General features: G+C 74.4%; 12 protein-coding genes. 7 read left to right on the forward strand and 5 right to left on the reverse strand.

The window, feature by feature from the left end:
* Window positions 1-18: 18 nt before the first annotated feature.
* The gene (locus tag ACFEMC_RS14300) at window positions 19-339 is read right to left on the reverse strand and encodes a hypothetical protein (RefSeq protein WP_380170249.1); all 321 of its coding nucleotides are present in this window, start codon (window positions 337-339) and stop codon (window positions 19-21) included.
* Window positions 340-352: 13 nt separating this feature from the next.
* Complete coding sequence (locus ACFEMC_RS14305; RefSeq protein WP_380176795.1) at window positions 353-1,822, reverse strand: CoA-acylating methylmalonate-semialdehyde dehydrogenase; 1,470 nt, start codon at window positions 1,820-1,822, stop codon at window positions 353-355.
* Between the two features lie 270 nt (window positions 1,823-2,092).
* Between ACFEMC_RS14305 and ACFEMC_RS14310 the strand changes: the two genes are divergently transcribed.
* Window positions 2,093-4,108, forward strand: coding sequence for a VWA domain-containing protein (locus ACFEMC_RS14310; protein WP_380170250.1), 2,016 nt, complete (start codon window positions 2,093-2,095; stop codon window positions 4,106-4,108).
* Between the two features lie 90 nt (window positions 4,109-4,198).
* A complete protein-coding gene (locus tag ACFEMC_RS14315) occupies window positions 4,199-5,455 on the forward strand; it encodes an MFS transporter (protein WP_380170251.1) in 1,257 nt (418 codons plus the stop codon).
* A gap of 19 nt (window positions 5,456-5,474) precedes the next feature.
* On the opposite strand, the gene ACFEMC_RS14320 is transcribed toward ACFEMC_RS14315, so the two are convergent.
* Window positions 5,475-6,653: a cystathionine gamma-synthase gene (locus ACFEMC_RS14320; protein WP_380170252.1), complete on the reverse strand. Its 1,179-nt coding sequence runs from the start codon at window positions 6,651-6,653 to the stop codon at window positions 5,475-5,477.
* A gap of 81 nt (window positions 6,654-6,734) precedes the next feature.
* Here ACFEMC_RS14320 and msrA point away from each other — a divergent pair, with 81 nt between their 5' ends.
* From msrA to ACFEMC_RS14340, 4 genes are all read left to right on the forward strand, one after another.
* Window positions 6,735-7,406: a peptide-methionine (S)-S-oxide reductase MsrA gene (msrA, locus tag ACFEMC_RS14325; protein ID WP_380170253.1), complete on the forward strand. Its 672-nt coding sequence runs from the start codon at window positions 6,735-6,737 to the stop codon at window positions 7,404-7,406.
* Between the two features lie 275 nt (window positions 7,407-7,681).
* Window positions 7,682-8,413, forward strand: a complete 732-nt coding sequence (locus tag ACFEMC_RS14330; RefSeq protein ID WP_380170254.1) for a response regulator — start codon at window positions 7,682-7,684, stop codon at window positions 8,411-8,413.
* A 12-nt stretch (window positions 8,414-8,425) separates the two neighbouring features.
* Entirely contained in the window at window positions 8,426-9,658 is a 1,233-nt protein-coding gene (locus ACFEMC_RS14335; RefSeq protein ID WP_380170255.1) for a sensor histidine kinase, read from the forward strand.
* On the forward strand, window positions 9,655-10,818 hold the full coding sequence (locus ACFEMC_RS14340) for a hypothetical protein (protein ID WP_380170256.1): 1,164 nt from the start codon (window positions 9,655-9,657) through the stop codon (window positions 10,816-10,818). The genes ACFEMC_RS14335 and ACFEMC_RS14340 overlap by 4 nt, the downstream gene beginning before the upstream one ends.
* A gap of 38 nt (window positions 10,819-10,856) precedes the next feature.
* On the opposite strand, the gene ACFEMC_RS14345 is transcribed toward ACFEMC_RS14340, so the two are convergent.
* Window positions 10,857-12,056, reverse strand: a complete 1,200-nt coding sequence (locus tag ACFEMC_RS14345; RefSeq protein WP_380170257.1) for a dihydrodipicolinate synthase family protein — start codon at window positions 12,054-12,056, stop codon at window positions 10,857-10,859.
* Window positions 12,053-13,201 (reverse strand): Gfo/Idh/MocA family protein, encoded by a 1,149-nt coding sequence (locus tag ACFEMC_RS14350; protein ID WP_367639982.1) that lies wholly within the window; start codon window positions 13,199-13,201, stop codon window positions 12,053-12,055. The genes ACFEMC_RS14345 and ACFEMC_RS14350 overlap by 4 nt, the downstream gene beginning before the upstream one ends.
* Before the next feature lie 80 nt (window positions 13,202-13,281).
* On the opposite strand from ACFEMC_RS14350, the gene ACFEMC_RS14355 reads away from it, so the two are divergent.
* Window positions 13,282-14,049, forward strand: coding sequence for a sugar phosphate isomerase/epimerase family protein (locus ACFEMC_RS14355; RefSeq protein ID WP_380170258.1), 768 nt, complete (start codon window positions 13,282-13,284; stop codon window positions 14,047-14,049).
* Window positions 14,050-14,065: the final 16 nt, after the last annotated feature.

Genomic DNA, 14,065 nt, shown 5'->3' on the forward strand with positions numbered 1-14,065 from the left:
CGTTCCGGGGCCCCGCCGTCACGACCCCTTCGGCCGTTTCCCGCGCCAGCGCAACGACTGGGCGTCCAGGTCCCGCAGCAACCCGTCGCCCTCGGCCAGCACGCGTTCGCCCAGGGCGACGGCCGCGGCGAGGCGGTCGTCGTCGAGCTGGCGGTAGGCCGCTCCGGCCCGTCGGTCCAGGACGTCGTACCAGCAGCCGCCGACGGCCGCGTCCAGCAGGACGCGGCCGAAGCAGTGGTTCGCCCGCAGGGTCCACCGGTCCCGGGCCGCGGCCGTCGGCAGCTCGTGCTCGACGAGGTCGCGGTACCGGGCCAGCAGGCCCTCCCGGTCGGTGGCCACCCTGCGGCGGGCGTCAGTCGTTCTGGGGGAACCCGAGGTTCAGGCCACCGTGCGAGGGGTCCAGCCAGCGCTCGGTGACGACCTTGCCGCGGGTGAAGAAGTGCACGCCCTCGACGCCGTGGGCGTGGGTGTCGCCGAACAGCGACTGCTTCCAGCCGCCGAAGGAGAAGTACCCCACCGGGACCGGGACGGGGACGTTGATGCCGACCATCCCGACCTGGACCTCGTTGCGGAACTTGCGCGCCGCGCCGCCGTCGTTGGTGAAGATCGCCACGCCGTTGCCGTAACGGTTGCTGTTGATGAGGTCCAGGCCCTCGTCGTAGCCGGCGACACGCACGACGGACAGGACGGGCCCGAAGATCTCGTCGGTGTAGATCGACATGTCGGTGCCGACCTTGTCGAAGAGCGTGGGGCCCAGCCAGAACCCGTCCGCGTCCCCGTCCGGGACGACCTCGCGGCCGTCGATGACGAGCTCGGCGCCCTCGGACACGCCGGCGTCGACGTAGCCGGTGACCTTGTCGCGGTGCGGGCCGGTGACCAGCGGCCCCATGTCGCAGCCGCGGCGGCCGTCGCCGGTGCGCAGCGTCGCCACGCGCTCCTTGATCCTGCCGATGAGCTCGTCGGCGACGGAGTCGACCGCGACGAGCGCGGAGATGGCCATGCACCGCTCGCCCGCGGAACCGAACCCGCCGTTGACGGCGGCGTCGGCGGCCAGGTCGAGGTCGGCGTCGGGCAGGACCAGCATGTGGTTCTTCGCCCCGCCCAGGGCCTGCACGCGCTTGCCGTGCTTCGTGCCCGTCTCGTAGACGTACTGGGCGATCGGGGTGGAACCGACGAAGGAGACCGAGGCCACGTCGGGGTGGGTCAGCAGCCCGTCGACCGCGACCTTGTCGCCGTGCAGGACGTTGAAGACGCCGTCGGGCAGCCCCGCGTCCTTCCACAGCTGCGCGATGAAGTTCGCCGCGGACGGGTCCTTCTCGCTGGGCTTGAGGACGACGGTGTTCCCGGTCGCGATGGCGAGGGGGAAGAACCACATCGGGACCATCGCCGGGAAGTTGAACGGGGAGATGATCGAGACGACCCCCAGCGGCTGGCGGACCGAGTAGACGTCGACCTTCGTGGAGGCGTTCTCGGTGAACGCGCCCTTGAGCAGGTGGTTGACGCCGCAGGCCAGTTCGACGATCTCCTGCCCGCGCGAGACCTCCCCGAGGGCGTCGGACAGGACCTTGCCGTGCTCGGCGGTGATGATCTCGGCCAGCTCGGGCTTGCGCTGGTTCAGCAGCTCGCGGAACTTGAACAGGATCGTCGTGCGGCGGGCCAGGGACGTGTCGCGCCAGCCGGGGAACGCGGCCTTCGCGGCGGCGACGGCGGCGTCGACGTCGGCCTCGGAGGCCAGGGCGAGGGTCTTGGTGCGCTTGCCCGTGGCGGGGTCGTAGACGTCCGCGGACCGGTCCCCGGAACCGGCCGCGGTGGCACCGGCGATCCAGTGCTCGACGTGCGGCAGCTCCCCGCTCGAGCCGGTGGCACCAGCGGCGGCTTCGGTGCTGGCGGTGGTGGTGGTCACGGGATGCCCTCCTCGGACGTCGTTGACGCGGAGCTGGTCGGCGGGTCGCGGCCCACCGGGTGGTCGGGGGCCATCATGCCACCCGGACGACCCTCTTTGTCCAGACAAACTGTCATGCAGGTGGCCGGGCCGCCGACGCTCCGGCGGTGACCCGTGGCGTGCGTCGGACCCCCGACGTAGCGTGCGGACGTGGCTCGAGACGCGTGGAGCAGGCGACGGGGTGGCCGGTACCGGTACGGGGAGTGGGCGGGTGGCCCCGACCCGCTGGCCCCGCCCTACGACGTGCGCTCGGCCCTGGACCGCGTGGGCCGGGAGGTGCTGTCCGGCGGTTCGCTGCGCGATGCGCTGCGGGACATGCTGCGGCGCGGCCCCGACGGCCGGTCCGGGCTGGACGAGCTGCGCGCCCGGGCCGCCCGGTTGCGGCGCGAGGCCGCCCGCCGCGGTGACCTCGACGGTGCCCTCACCCAGGCCCGCGCCCAGCTCGACCAGGCCCTGGCCGCCGAACGCGACGAGCTCGCCGGCCGCGACGACGACGACGCCCGCTTCGCCGAGACGCGCCTCGACGCGCTCCCCCGCTCCACCGCCCAGGCCGTCCGGGACCTCGAGGACTACCGCTGGGCCAGCGAGCAGGCGCGGCAGCAGTACCAGCAGATCCTCGACCGGCTGCGCGACGACGTCGTCGGTCAGCAGTTCCAGGGCATGAAGGACGCCCTGCAGAACGGCAGCCCCGAGACGATGCAGGCGCTCAAGGAGATGATGGGCGACCTCAACGAACTGCTGGCCAAGAGGGCCCGGGGCGAGGACACCCCGGAGGACTTCGAGGAGTTCATGGCCAAGCACGGGGACACCCTCGGCGAGGAGGGGGTCGAGGACCTCGACGACCTCGTCGACGCGCTCGCCCGGCGCGCCGCCGCCGCCTCCCGCCTCATGCGCTCGCTGTCGCCGCAGCAGCGCGACGAGCTGTCCTCGCTCGTGCAGCAGGCCCTCGGCTCCGACCTCGACCTGCAGGCGCAGATGGCGCGGCTGAACGACAACCTGCGCGCCCTGCGACCGGACCTGGACTTCGCGCGGGGCGAACGCGTCCGCGGTCAGGGCGAACCCCTCGGCTACGGCGAGGCCGCGGACGCCCTGCAGGACATCTCCGAGCTCGACGACCTCCTCGACCAGCTCGGGCAGGAGCACCCCGGCGCGACCCTCGACGACGTCGACGTCGACGCCCTGGAACGGCAGCTCGGTCGCGGTGCGGCCGACGAGCTGCAGCGCCTGCGCGACCTCGAACGCGAACTGCAGCGGCAGGGCTGGCTGTCCCGCTCGGCCGACGGTCTGACCCTGTCTCCCAAGGCGTTGCGACGTCTGGGCCAGACGGCGCTGCGGGAGGTGCTGGGGCGGCTGGACACCGGCGGCCGCGGCGACCACGAGAACACCGACGCGGGCGCGGGTGGGGAGCCGACCGGGGCCACGCGGCGCTGGCAGTTCGGCGACGAACAGCCGCTCGACGTCGTCCGCACCGTCTCCAACGCGCTGCAGCGCGGCGCCGCGACTGGCGCGAAGGGCGCCGTCCGGCTGTCCTGGGAGGACTTCGAGGTCGTCGAGACCGAACGGCGCGCCGGGGCCGCCGTCGCGCTGTGCGTCGACCTGTCGTTCTCCATGGCCGCGGAGGGCCGCTGGGGACCGATGAAGGAGACCGCCCTCGCGCTGTCGCACCTCATCTCGACGAAGTTCCCCTACGACGAGCTGCAGATCGTCGGCTTCGGCCTGCACGCCCTGCCCATGACCGTCGGGGAACTGGCCGAGGTGGAACCGGACTTCGTGCAGGGGACGAACCTGCAGCACGCCCTGAGCATCGCCCGCCGGCACCTGCGCCGGCACCCCGACCTCGAGCCGGTCGTCCTCGTCATCACCGACGGCGAGCCGACGGCCCACCTCGTCGAGGGCCGCGACGCGACGGAGTCGTTCTTCCAGTGGCCCCCGACGGCCGCGACGATCCGCGCCACCGTCCACGAGGTCGACCTGCTGACGCGGTTCGGCGCGACGATCAACCTGTTCATGCTGGGCGAGGACCCGGGCCTGCGCCGGTTCGTCGAGGCCGTCGCCCGCCGCAACGGCGGCCGCGTCCTGTCCCCCAGCCCGGACCGGCTCGGGCAGTACGTCGTCGACGACTACCTGCGCTCGCGCGCCGGCCGGTCCTCCCGCCGCGCGTCCTGACCCGCCCCACCCCGGGCGTGCCGCAGGCGGTGCGCTCGGGCCGCGGAAACGGCGTGGCCGGGCGGGGCGGGGCTGTGGCAGCGTGCCCGGGTGAGCACCGCCGCCCGGGTCGTCGAGGTCGTCCTGCCCCGGCGGCTCGGCACCGGCTTCCGCTGGCTCATCGCCTCGAGCTGGGCCAGCAACCTCGGTGACGGCCTGGCGCTGGCCGCAGGTCCGCTCCTCGTCGCCTCGTTGACCCACGACCCGCTGCCGGTCGCGCTCGCCGCGCTCGCGGCGTGGCTGCCGCCGCTGCTGTTCGGCCTCAGCGCCGGTGTCCTGTCCGACCGCGTGGACCGGCGGCTCATCGTCCTCGTCGTCGACCTCGTGCGCGCGGTCCTGCTGGGCGGGCTCGCGGCGTTCGTGCTGGCGGGAGCGGCGACGGTCCCCCTGGTGCTCGCCGCGCTGTTCCTGCTGGCCACGGCCGAGGTCTTCGCCGACAACACGGCTTCGACGCTCACGCCCATGCTGGTCGCGCGCGCCGACCTCGCCGTCGCGAACGCCCGGCTGCAGACGGGGTTCGTCACGGTCAACCAGCTCGCCGGTCCCCCGCTGGGGGCGGTGCTGTTCACCGCGGGGGCGGCGTCACCGTTCGCGGCGCAGGCGGGGTTGTGCGCGCTCGCGGCGGTCCTGGTCAGCCGCCTGCGACTGCCTGCGCGGCAGGGCGAGCGCAGGTCGAGCACCCCCTGGCACGACGTGCTCGAGGGGATCCGCTGGACGGCGCACCACCGGGCCGTGCGCGTCCTCGTCGCGACGATCTTCATCTTCAACATCACGTTCGGCGCGGCCTGGTCGGTCCTCGTCCTCTACGCGACGCAGCGCCTCGGCCTGGGCTCGGTGGGGTTCGGCCTCGTGACGACGACGGGCGCGCTGGGGGGGATCGTCGGCGTCCTGACCTACGGGTGGATCACCCGGCACGTCTCGCTGGGCAACCTCATGCGGATCGGGCTCGTGGTGGAGACGCTGACCCACCTCGCCCTGGCCCTCCTCCGGACGCCCTGGCTCGCGCTGCCGGTGTTCTTCGTCTTCGGCGCCCACGCGTTCGTGTGGGGGTCGACGTCGATCACCGTGCGCCAGCGCGCCGTCCCGCAGGCGCTGCAGGGCCGGGTGACCGCCGTCAACACCGTCGGCACGTTCGGCGGACTGGCCCTCGGCAGCGGCGTGGGTGGGGTCCTCGCCCAGCAGCACGGGGTCACGGCCCCGTTCTGGTTCGCCTTCGCCGGCTCGGCGGTGTTCGTCGCGCTCGTCTGGCGTTCGCTGCGCCACGTGGCCCACGCCGACGAGGAGGCGGACGCCCCGGCGCCCGCGTGAGCGGGCGCCGGGTGGGCCCTCAGCCGAGCGCCTGCGCGAGGTCGGCGACGAGGTCGTCGGCGTCCTCGATGCCGACGGACAGGCGCACGAGGTCGTCCGGCACCTCCAGCAGCGACCCGGCGACGGAGGCGTGCGTCATCTTCCCCGGGTGCTCCACGAGGGACTCCACGCCGCCGAGGGACTCCCCGAGGGTGAAGAGTTCGGTGGCCCCGCAGACCGTGAGCGCCTCCTCGACCGAGGCGAGCCGGAAGCTGATCATCCCGCCGAAGCGCTTCATCTGCCGCGACGCGACGTCGTGGTTGCGGTGCTCGGCCAGGCCCGGGTAGAGGATCGACGTCACCCGCGGGTGCGACTGCAGGAACTCCACGACCCGCTCGGCGTTGTCGCAGTGCCGTTCCATCCGCACGGCGAGCGTCTTGAGGCCGCGCTGCACGAGCCAGGAGTCGAACGGCCCCGGCACGGCGCCCATCGAGTTCTGGTGGAACCCGATCCGCTCGGCCAGGGAGTTCCCCCGGCCGTCCTCGCCGTCGCGCACGACGACCGCTCCCCCGACGACGTCGGAGTGCCCGCCGGCGTACTTCGTCGTGGAGTGCACGACGAGGTCGGCGCCGAGGGTCAACGGCGTCTGCAGGTACGGCGTGGCGAAGGTGTTGTCGACGACGAGCAACGCACCCACGGAGTGCGCGAGCTCGGCGAGCGCGGCGATGTCGGCCACCGTCAGCAGCGGGTTGGTGGGCGTCTCGACCCAGACGAGGCGGGTGGTCGGCCGCAGCGCGGCACGGACGGCGTCGACGCTGGCGAGGTCGGCGGGGGTGTGCTCGACGCCCCACGGCTCGAAGACCCGCTTGACCAGCCGGTAGGTCCCGCCGTAGGCGTCGTTGGGGATGACGACGTGGTCGCCGGGCTTCAGCAGCGCCCGCAGGATGCCGTCCTCGGCGGCGAGGCCGGAGGCGAAGGCGAAGCCCGCCGCGCCCTGCTCGAGGGAGGCCAGCTGCGTCTCCAGCGACGTGCGGGTCGGGTTGCCCGACCGCGAGTACTCGTAGCCCGCGCCGAGCCCGGTCCGCAGCGCGCCGACGCCGTCCTGCTTGTACGTGGACACCTGGTAGATGGGGGTCACGACGGCACCGGTGGCGGGGTCCGCCTCCTGACCGGCGTGCAGCGCGCGCGTGGAGAAACCGGGGAGCTGGTCGGAAGTCACACGGGGAAGGTTGTCACACGCGGGAAGCCCGGGGAGACGCTCGTGGTTGACATGAGCGACACCGTTCGAAGGGAGTGACGGATGCTGTTCGGCAACCCGTACAAGACGACCATGGTCCCCGCCGAGGAGGCCCTGCAGGGCTCGGAGACGCGCCGCTTCGAGGTCCCGGCGACGCACACCGTCCTCGGCACCCCGCTCGAGGGCCCCTGGCCCGAGGGCACCGAGGTGATCTCCTTCGGGATGGGCTGCTACTGGGGCGCCGAGCGCATCTTCTGGCAGCAGCCGGGCGTGGTGACGACGGCGGTCGGCTTCCAGGGCGGGTTCACGAAGAACCCCACGTACGAGGAGTCCACGACGGGTCGCACGGGTCACGCCGAGACGGTCCTGGTGGCCTACGACCCGACGGTGACGAGCCCGGAGCAGCTGCTGAAGGTGTTCTGGGAGAACCACAACCCGACGCAGGGCTACCGCCAGGGCAACGACCGCGGCACGGAGTACCGCTCGGCGGTCTACACGACGACGGACGAGCAGTTCGAGGCGGCGCAGCGCACGGAGGAGACCTTCCAGCGCGAGCTGACCGAACACGGCCACGGCCGCATCACGACGGAGATCCGCAAGGCCGCCGAGGCGGGGCCGTTCTGGTACGCCGACGAGTACCACCAGCAGTACCTGGACAAGATCCCCAACGGCTACTGCAACCACGGCCCCAACGGCCTGACCTGCCAGATCGGCCTGGTCACCACGGACGACTGACGTTCCCGCCCGGTGGGCGGAGACGCGGAGAGGGGACGGTGCCCGTGGGCACCGTCCCCTCTCTCCTGCGTACGCCCCCCAGCGCATGCCGGGCCACCCGTCCCCCCGGCGGGGTGCCCACAGGAATCCTGACAGACGCCCGCAGCACCGGACACCGCACAGCCACCCCCCTTTCGGGGGCGGCGACACGGCCGTCCGGGCCCCCCGAGGGCTCCGACCTCGCTACTCTCACGTCGGGGGAAGGAGATCCCGTGGGGTTGAGTGAGGGTCCAGGCGTGGGCCCGGACGGTGCGGGGCCTGCCGCCGCACCGCTCCGGGTGCTGCGCATCGCCGCCGTCGACGACCACCCCGCCCTGCTCGCCGGGCTCCAGCTGGAGCTGGCCAAGCTGGACGACTCCCTGGTCTTCGTCGCGACGGCGCCCACCGTGCCGGACCTGCTGACACAGCTGGCGGGCGGTCCTCCCCCGGACGTCGTGCTGCTCGACCTGCGCCTGGGCGACGGCTCCACGCCCGCGGAGAACGTCGTCGCGCTCGTCGACGGCGGATCGCACGTCCTCGTCTACACCGAGGGCCGCCAGCACACCGAGGCGCTGGAGGCCATGCAGGCCGGCGCGCAGGGCGTGCTGCTGAAGGACCGGCCCGTCGCCACGGTGGCCGAGGCGCTGCGCTCGGTGGCCGACGGGGACACCGTCTCCTCCGCCGAGACGGCGGCCGCCCTGCAGGTCGACGACACCCTGACCTCGCACCTGTCCCCGCAGGAGCGCCGCGTCCTGGAGCTCTACGCCGGCGGGATGCCCGCGCGCTCGGTCGCGCTGCGGCTGGGGGTGACGCTGGAGACGGCCAAGAGCTACCTCAAGCGCATCCGCGCGAAGTACGCCGCCGTGGACCGACCGGCCTACACGCGGATGGAGCTGTACCGCCGCGCGGTGGAGGACGGGGTCCTGGCCCCGCTGCCCGCGCCCGGCGCCACCTCGCCCGGGGGATCCCTCCCCCGCGCCGCCGACTGACGTGGGCCGCCGGTGACGCAGCGCGGGGTCCAGCGACTGCTGGCCCTCGTGCTCGCCCTGGCCGTCGTCTCCGTCGCCCCGACGGTGGCGACCAACGTCGCCGGCGGACGCGCGCACGCCCCCGCAGGCTGGACCGCGCCGGTCCTGGGCGGGTACGCCGCCGTCCTGGCCCTGCTGCTGCTCCAGGCCCTGCGCCCCGCAGGACCGACGGCCCGGGCCGGCGCCGTCACCGGGCCGGTCTGGGCGCTCGTGGTGCTCGGCGACCTCGCCCTGGCCACCTTCCCGCTCGTCAGCCGGGGCCCGGAGGACGACGTCCCGTGGGTGCTGTCGCTGTCCCCGGTGACGGTCGGGGCGGGGGCGGTCGCGGTGTCGTCCCTGTGGGGAGCACTGGCCCTCACCGGTGTGCACCTGCTGTTCCGGCTGGCGCTGCAGACGTCGGGCGTCTGGACGGTGCCGACCGACGTGGCGGTCCTGGAAGCCGCCGGACTCGTCGTCATCGCCATCGCCGTCTCGGTCGCCGTGCTGGCCGTGCGGGGGTCGGCCCGGCAGCTGGAGACGGCCCGGTCGGCCGCCGAACGGGCGGCGGCCGAGGCGGCGGCCGCCGAGGCCGTGGAGCGGGAGAACTCGCGCTGGGACGGCATCGTCCACGACGACGTGCTCGCGTCGTTGTCGCTGACGGCGCACGCGCGGGACGAGGCCGACCGGACCGGGGCCCGGCTCGCCGCGGGACGCGCGCTGACCAGCGTGGCGCGCGAGGCCGACGGCGACGCCGGCGCCGGCGGCCCCGTGCCCGTCGCCGACGCGGTCCGCCGCCTCGGCGACGCCGTCCTCACCGCGCACCCGGCCGCCGACCTGCAGCTCGTCCCCGGGCGGACCGAGGCCCTGCTGCCCCCCGAGGTCCTCGAGGCGCTGCAGGCCGCCACGGTCGAGGCGTGCCGCAACGCCCTGCGGCACGGCGCGAGGCAGGGCGTCCCCCCGACGGTGCGGGTGCGGGTGCGGGCCGACGGGGCGGGGCCGCCCGGCCCCGTGGACGGTGCGCAGGTCCAGGGGCGGCTCAGCGTCGAGGTGCGCGACGACGGGGTGGGCTTCGACACCCGCCGGTCCAGCCCGCGCCTGGGGCTGGCCGTGTCGGTGCGTCGACGCGCGGCCGTCGTCGGGGGCCGGGCCCTCGTCCGGTCCGCGCCGGGGGTGGGGACCGTGGTCCTGCTCAGCGTCCCGCTGACGGCGGCGGGGGTCCGCGCGTGACACGGGTGCAGCGGGCGTGCCTGCTGGGCACCGTCATCTGGTTGTTCTCGCACGGTCCGCTCGTCGCGCTGCTGTCGCTGCACCAGCACCGGCAGCCGTGGCTGGCCGTGACGGCACTGCTCGCGGTGCTGGCCGTGAGCGCGGCGGCCGTCGAGCCGTTGCTGGGCGGGCCCATCGAGCTGTCCCGGCGCGCGGCGGTCGCGATGGCGGTCGTCGTCCCGCTGAGCGGCCTGGCCGTCACCCCGTTCCTCGACGAGAGCCTGTGGCGCACGTACGGGAACTGGTGGCCGGGGTTGACGCAGATCGTCGTCGCCGCGCTCGTCGTCCGGCGCCGGGCCTTCGTCGCCCTGGGTGCCGAGCTCGCGTCGGCCGCCGTGCTCGGCGCGTGCATCCTCTCCTCGGACCTGCCGAACCCCGCCGTGGCGTTCGCGGCGCTCAACCAGCCGGCCATCGTGTGGTTCAGCGCCAGCGTCGGCGTGCGCCTGCTGTTCGACCGGACGGCCCGCGACGTGGCCCGCTACACCCTCGACGAGGGCGTGTCCGTCGCCGAGCGCGCGGCGACCGAGGCCCGGGGGCGCAGCGCACGCCAGCGGCGCGAGGACCTCGAGCACGACGTCGTCCCGCTCCTGCGGCGGGTCGCGCTCACCGGTCCCGACGAGCCCGTCTGGCCCACGCTGTCGCGGGCGGCGGTCACGGTCGAACGCCGTGTCCGCGACGACCTGCGGGCCCGCGAACTGCTCGACGAGGACGTGCGCGCGGCGCTGCGGCGGGCGCGCGACCGCGGGTGCGAGGTCGACGTCGTCGACGACCGGCGCGACCCGGCGAGCCCCGTCGACGGTTCCCGCGCCGGCGGTCCCGCAGCCGTTCCCACCGCCGTTCCCACCGCCGGGTTCACGGCCGAGCTGCGCACCGTGCTCGCCCCCGTGCTCGACGCGTGCGGGACGGCGCGGGTGACGCTGCGCCTGCCGCCGCAGGGGCGGTGGGCGACGTTGTCGGTCGACGGGACGGCGCAGGAGGCGGACGCCGTCGCGGCCGCGCTGCGACTGGGGCACCTGCGCGGGGTGGGGCTGCTCGTCGAGACCGACCTGCACACCGAGGGCGGGACCGGCTCCCTCTGGGCGGAACTGCGCCCCGCGCCCGAGCCCCGACCGGTGCCCTGACGCGGGGCCTCGACGCGGGGCCCTGTCCCCCGAGCTCGTCAGCCCAGCCCGTGCACCGCGAGGTACTGCCGCATCCGCCCGGCCGCCCCGACGGGGTCGGTCAGCACCCCGGCCTCGTCGGCGAGCACGAACGTCTGCGCCTGGTGCACGGCGCTGCGGGCAGCGTGCAGGCCTCCGACCATGGCGTACCCGGGCTGGCGACCGTCGAGCCAGTTGAGGAACGCGATGCCCGCCTTGTAGTACGGCGTCGGCGCCCCGAACACGTGCCGGGCCAGCGGGACCGTCGGGTCGAGGGCGGCCCGGAACCCCGCGGTGTCGCCGTCGTCGAGCCGGGTGAGCGCGGCCGCCGCGACCTGCGGGATGCCCGCGAAGATCCCCAGGAGGGCGTCGCTGTGGAACTCCCCGTCCCCTGCGATGAGGTCGGGGTAGTTGAAGTCGTCGCCCGTGTAGAGCCGGACCCCCGCAGGGAGCCGGCGCCGCAACGCCCGCTCGTGGTCCGCGTCCAGCAGCGACACCTTCACCCCGTCGACGCGGGAGGCGTTGGCCTGCACCAGGTCGCAGAACGCGTCCGTGGCCGCGGCGACGTCGCGCGATCCCCAGTAGCCGGCCAGGGCCGGATCGAACACCTCCCCCAGCCAGTGCAGGACCGCCGGACGGCGCACCTGGGCGAGCAGGCCGGAGTACAGCTCGAGGTAGTCCTCCGGACCGGCCGCGGCGGCCGCGAGGTGGCGCGAGGCCATGAGGATCGGCTGGGCGCCCGCGTCCTCGACCAGGGCCAGCTGCTCCTCGTAGGCGGCCCGGACCGTCGCGAGCGGGTGCAGGCCGGGGTTCAGCTGGTCGGTGCCGACGCCCGCGGCGATCCGCCCGCCGACCGAGGCGGCCTCCGACGCGCTGCGGCGCACCAGCTCCGCCGTCGCGACGAAGTCCAGGCCCATCCCCCGCTGCGCGGTGTCCATCGCCTCGGCCACACCGAGACCCAGGGACCACAGCCGGTGGCGGAAGGCGAGGGTGGCGTCCCAGTCGAGCACCGCGGGGGCGCCCGGGACGTTCTCGGCGTCCACCCGCGGGACGACGTGCGCCGCGGCGAACACCGCGCGGGACGCCGCCGGCCCGGTCGGGACCTCCCAGGCCACGGGCGCGGAGACCGTGTGGTCGACCAGTTCCACGGCGCCCGAGGGCGAGCGCCGCGGCAACCGCACGACCTCGCCGAGCAGCGCCCGCTCCGCGGTGACCGTCACAGCACGATCTCCTCGAGCTCGACGCGACGGCCCTGCGCGGAGGAGGCCAGCCCGGCCTCGGCCAGCCGCACTCCGCGGGCGCCGGAGAGGAAGTCGTAGGGGTGCGGGGTGTCGGCCACGACGTGGGAGACGAACTGCTCCCACTGCGTCTTGAACCCGTTGTCGAACGTCGTGTTGTCCGGGACGGGCAGCCAGTCGTCGCGGTAGCGGTGCGCCTCGGGCAGGTCGGGGTTCCACACGGCCTTGGGGGTGGCCGAGCGCGGCTGCACCTTGCAGCCGAACAACCCCGCGACGGCGCTGCCCAGGGTTCCGTCGACCTGGAACTCGACGAGTTCGTCGCGGTCGACGCGGACGGCCCAGGAGGAGTTCAGCTGGGCGACGATGCCACCCTCGAGCTCGAAGATGGCGTAGGCGGCGTCGTCGGCCGTCGCCTTGTACGCCTCGCCCTTCTCGTCGTGGCGGACCGGGACGTGCGTCACGGCGCGCGCGGTGACGGCCTCGACGGGGGCGATGGTCTGCTCCAGGACGTAGTTCCAGTGGCAGAACATGTCCGCGACGATCCCGCCGCCGTCCTCGGCGCGGTAGTTCCAGCTCGGCCGCTGCGCGGGCTGCCAGTCCCCCTCGAACACCCAGTACCCGAACTCCCCGCGCACGGAGAGGATCTCGCCGAAGAACCCCGACTCCACGAGGCGGCGGAGCTTGACCAGCCCGGGCAGGAAGATCTTGTCGTGCACGACGCCGTTCTTGACCCCGGCGCTCGTCGCGGCGCGGGCCAGGGCGACGGCGCCCTCGAGGGTCTCGGCCGTCGGCTTCTCGGTGTAGACGTGGCGCCCGGCGGCGATCGCCTTGAGGATCGACTCCTGCCGCGCCGAGGTCAGCTGGGCGTCGAAGTAGAGCGGGTAGTCGTCGTCGGCGAGGGCGCCGTCGACGTCGGTGGTGAAGTTCTCCAGGCCGTGGCGCCGGGCGATGTCGCGCAGCTTCTCCTCCGACCGGCCGACGAGCAGCGGTTCGAGCTGCACGCGGGAACCGTCGGGCAGTTCGACCCCGCCCTGTTCGCGGATCGCCAGGACGGACCGCAGCAGGTGCTGCCGGTACCCCATGCGACCCGTCACGCCGTTCATGACCACCCCGAGGCGTTGCGTCATCGCGGCCTCCTCCTGTTCCGTTGGGAATGCGCTTTCCAAAGGCTAGGCCAGCGGACCGCGTGCGTGCAAGGATCGATCGCGTGCTGACCCCGGGACTGTGCTCGGTGACCTTCCGACAGCTCGACCCGTCCGCCCTCCTCGACCTCGCCGCCCGCGCGGGCCTGGCCGCCGTCGAGTGGGGCGCCGACGTCCACGTGCCCGTCGGTGACCTCGCCACCGCCCGCGAGGTCGCCGCCCGCACCGTCGACGCCGGACTGGTCGTCGCCTCCTACGGCTCCTACTGGCGCGCCGGCCCCGAGGACGTCGGGCCGGTCCTGGCGACGGCCCGGGCCCTCGGCGCCCCGCGCGTGCGGGTGTGGGCCGGGGACACCGGTTCGGCCGCTGCGGGCGACCGGTCCCCCGTCGTCCACGCCCTGGCCGACGCCGTCCACCGCGCCGACGACCTCGGCCTCCAGCTCGGCACCGAGTCCCACGGCGGGACCCTGACCGACACGACGGCCTCCACCCTGCAGCTCCTGGCCGAGGTCGACGACCTCGCCGGCCGGCCGGCCCTCACCACGTACTGGCAGCCGACGGTCGACGCGACCGACGAGGAGGCGCTCGCCGAACTGGCCGCGCTCACCGGCCGCGTCAGCACCGTCCACGCCTTCTCCTGGGGCCCGGGCACGACGCGGAACCCGCTGCGGACCCGGGAGGCGCTGTGGACGCGGGTCCTCGACGCCCTGCGGCGCACCGGAGGCGACCACGACGTCCTGCTGGAGTTCGTGACCGACGACGATCCGGACGTCCTGGCGCGGGAGGCGACGGCACTGCAGGGCTGGTTGAACGCGGCACCGTCGACGCGCTGACTTCAGGGACCCTGTT

Origin of the sequence: Kineococcus sp. DHX-1 (assembly GCF_042473625.1) — a bacterium.
Lineage (GTDB): Bacteria > Actinomycetota > Actinomycetes > Actinomycetales > Kineococcaceae > Kineococcus.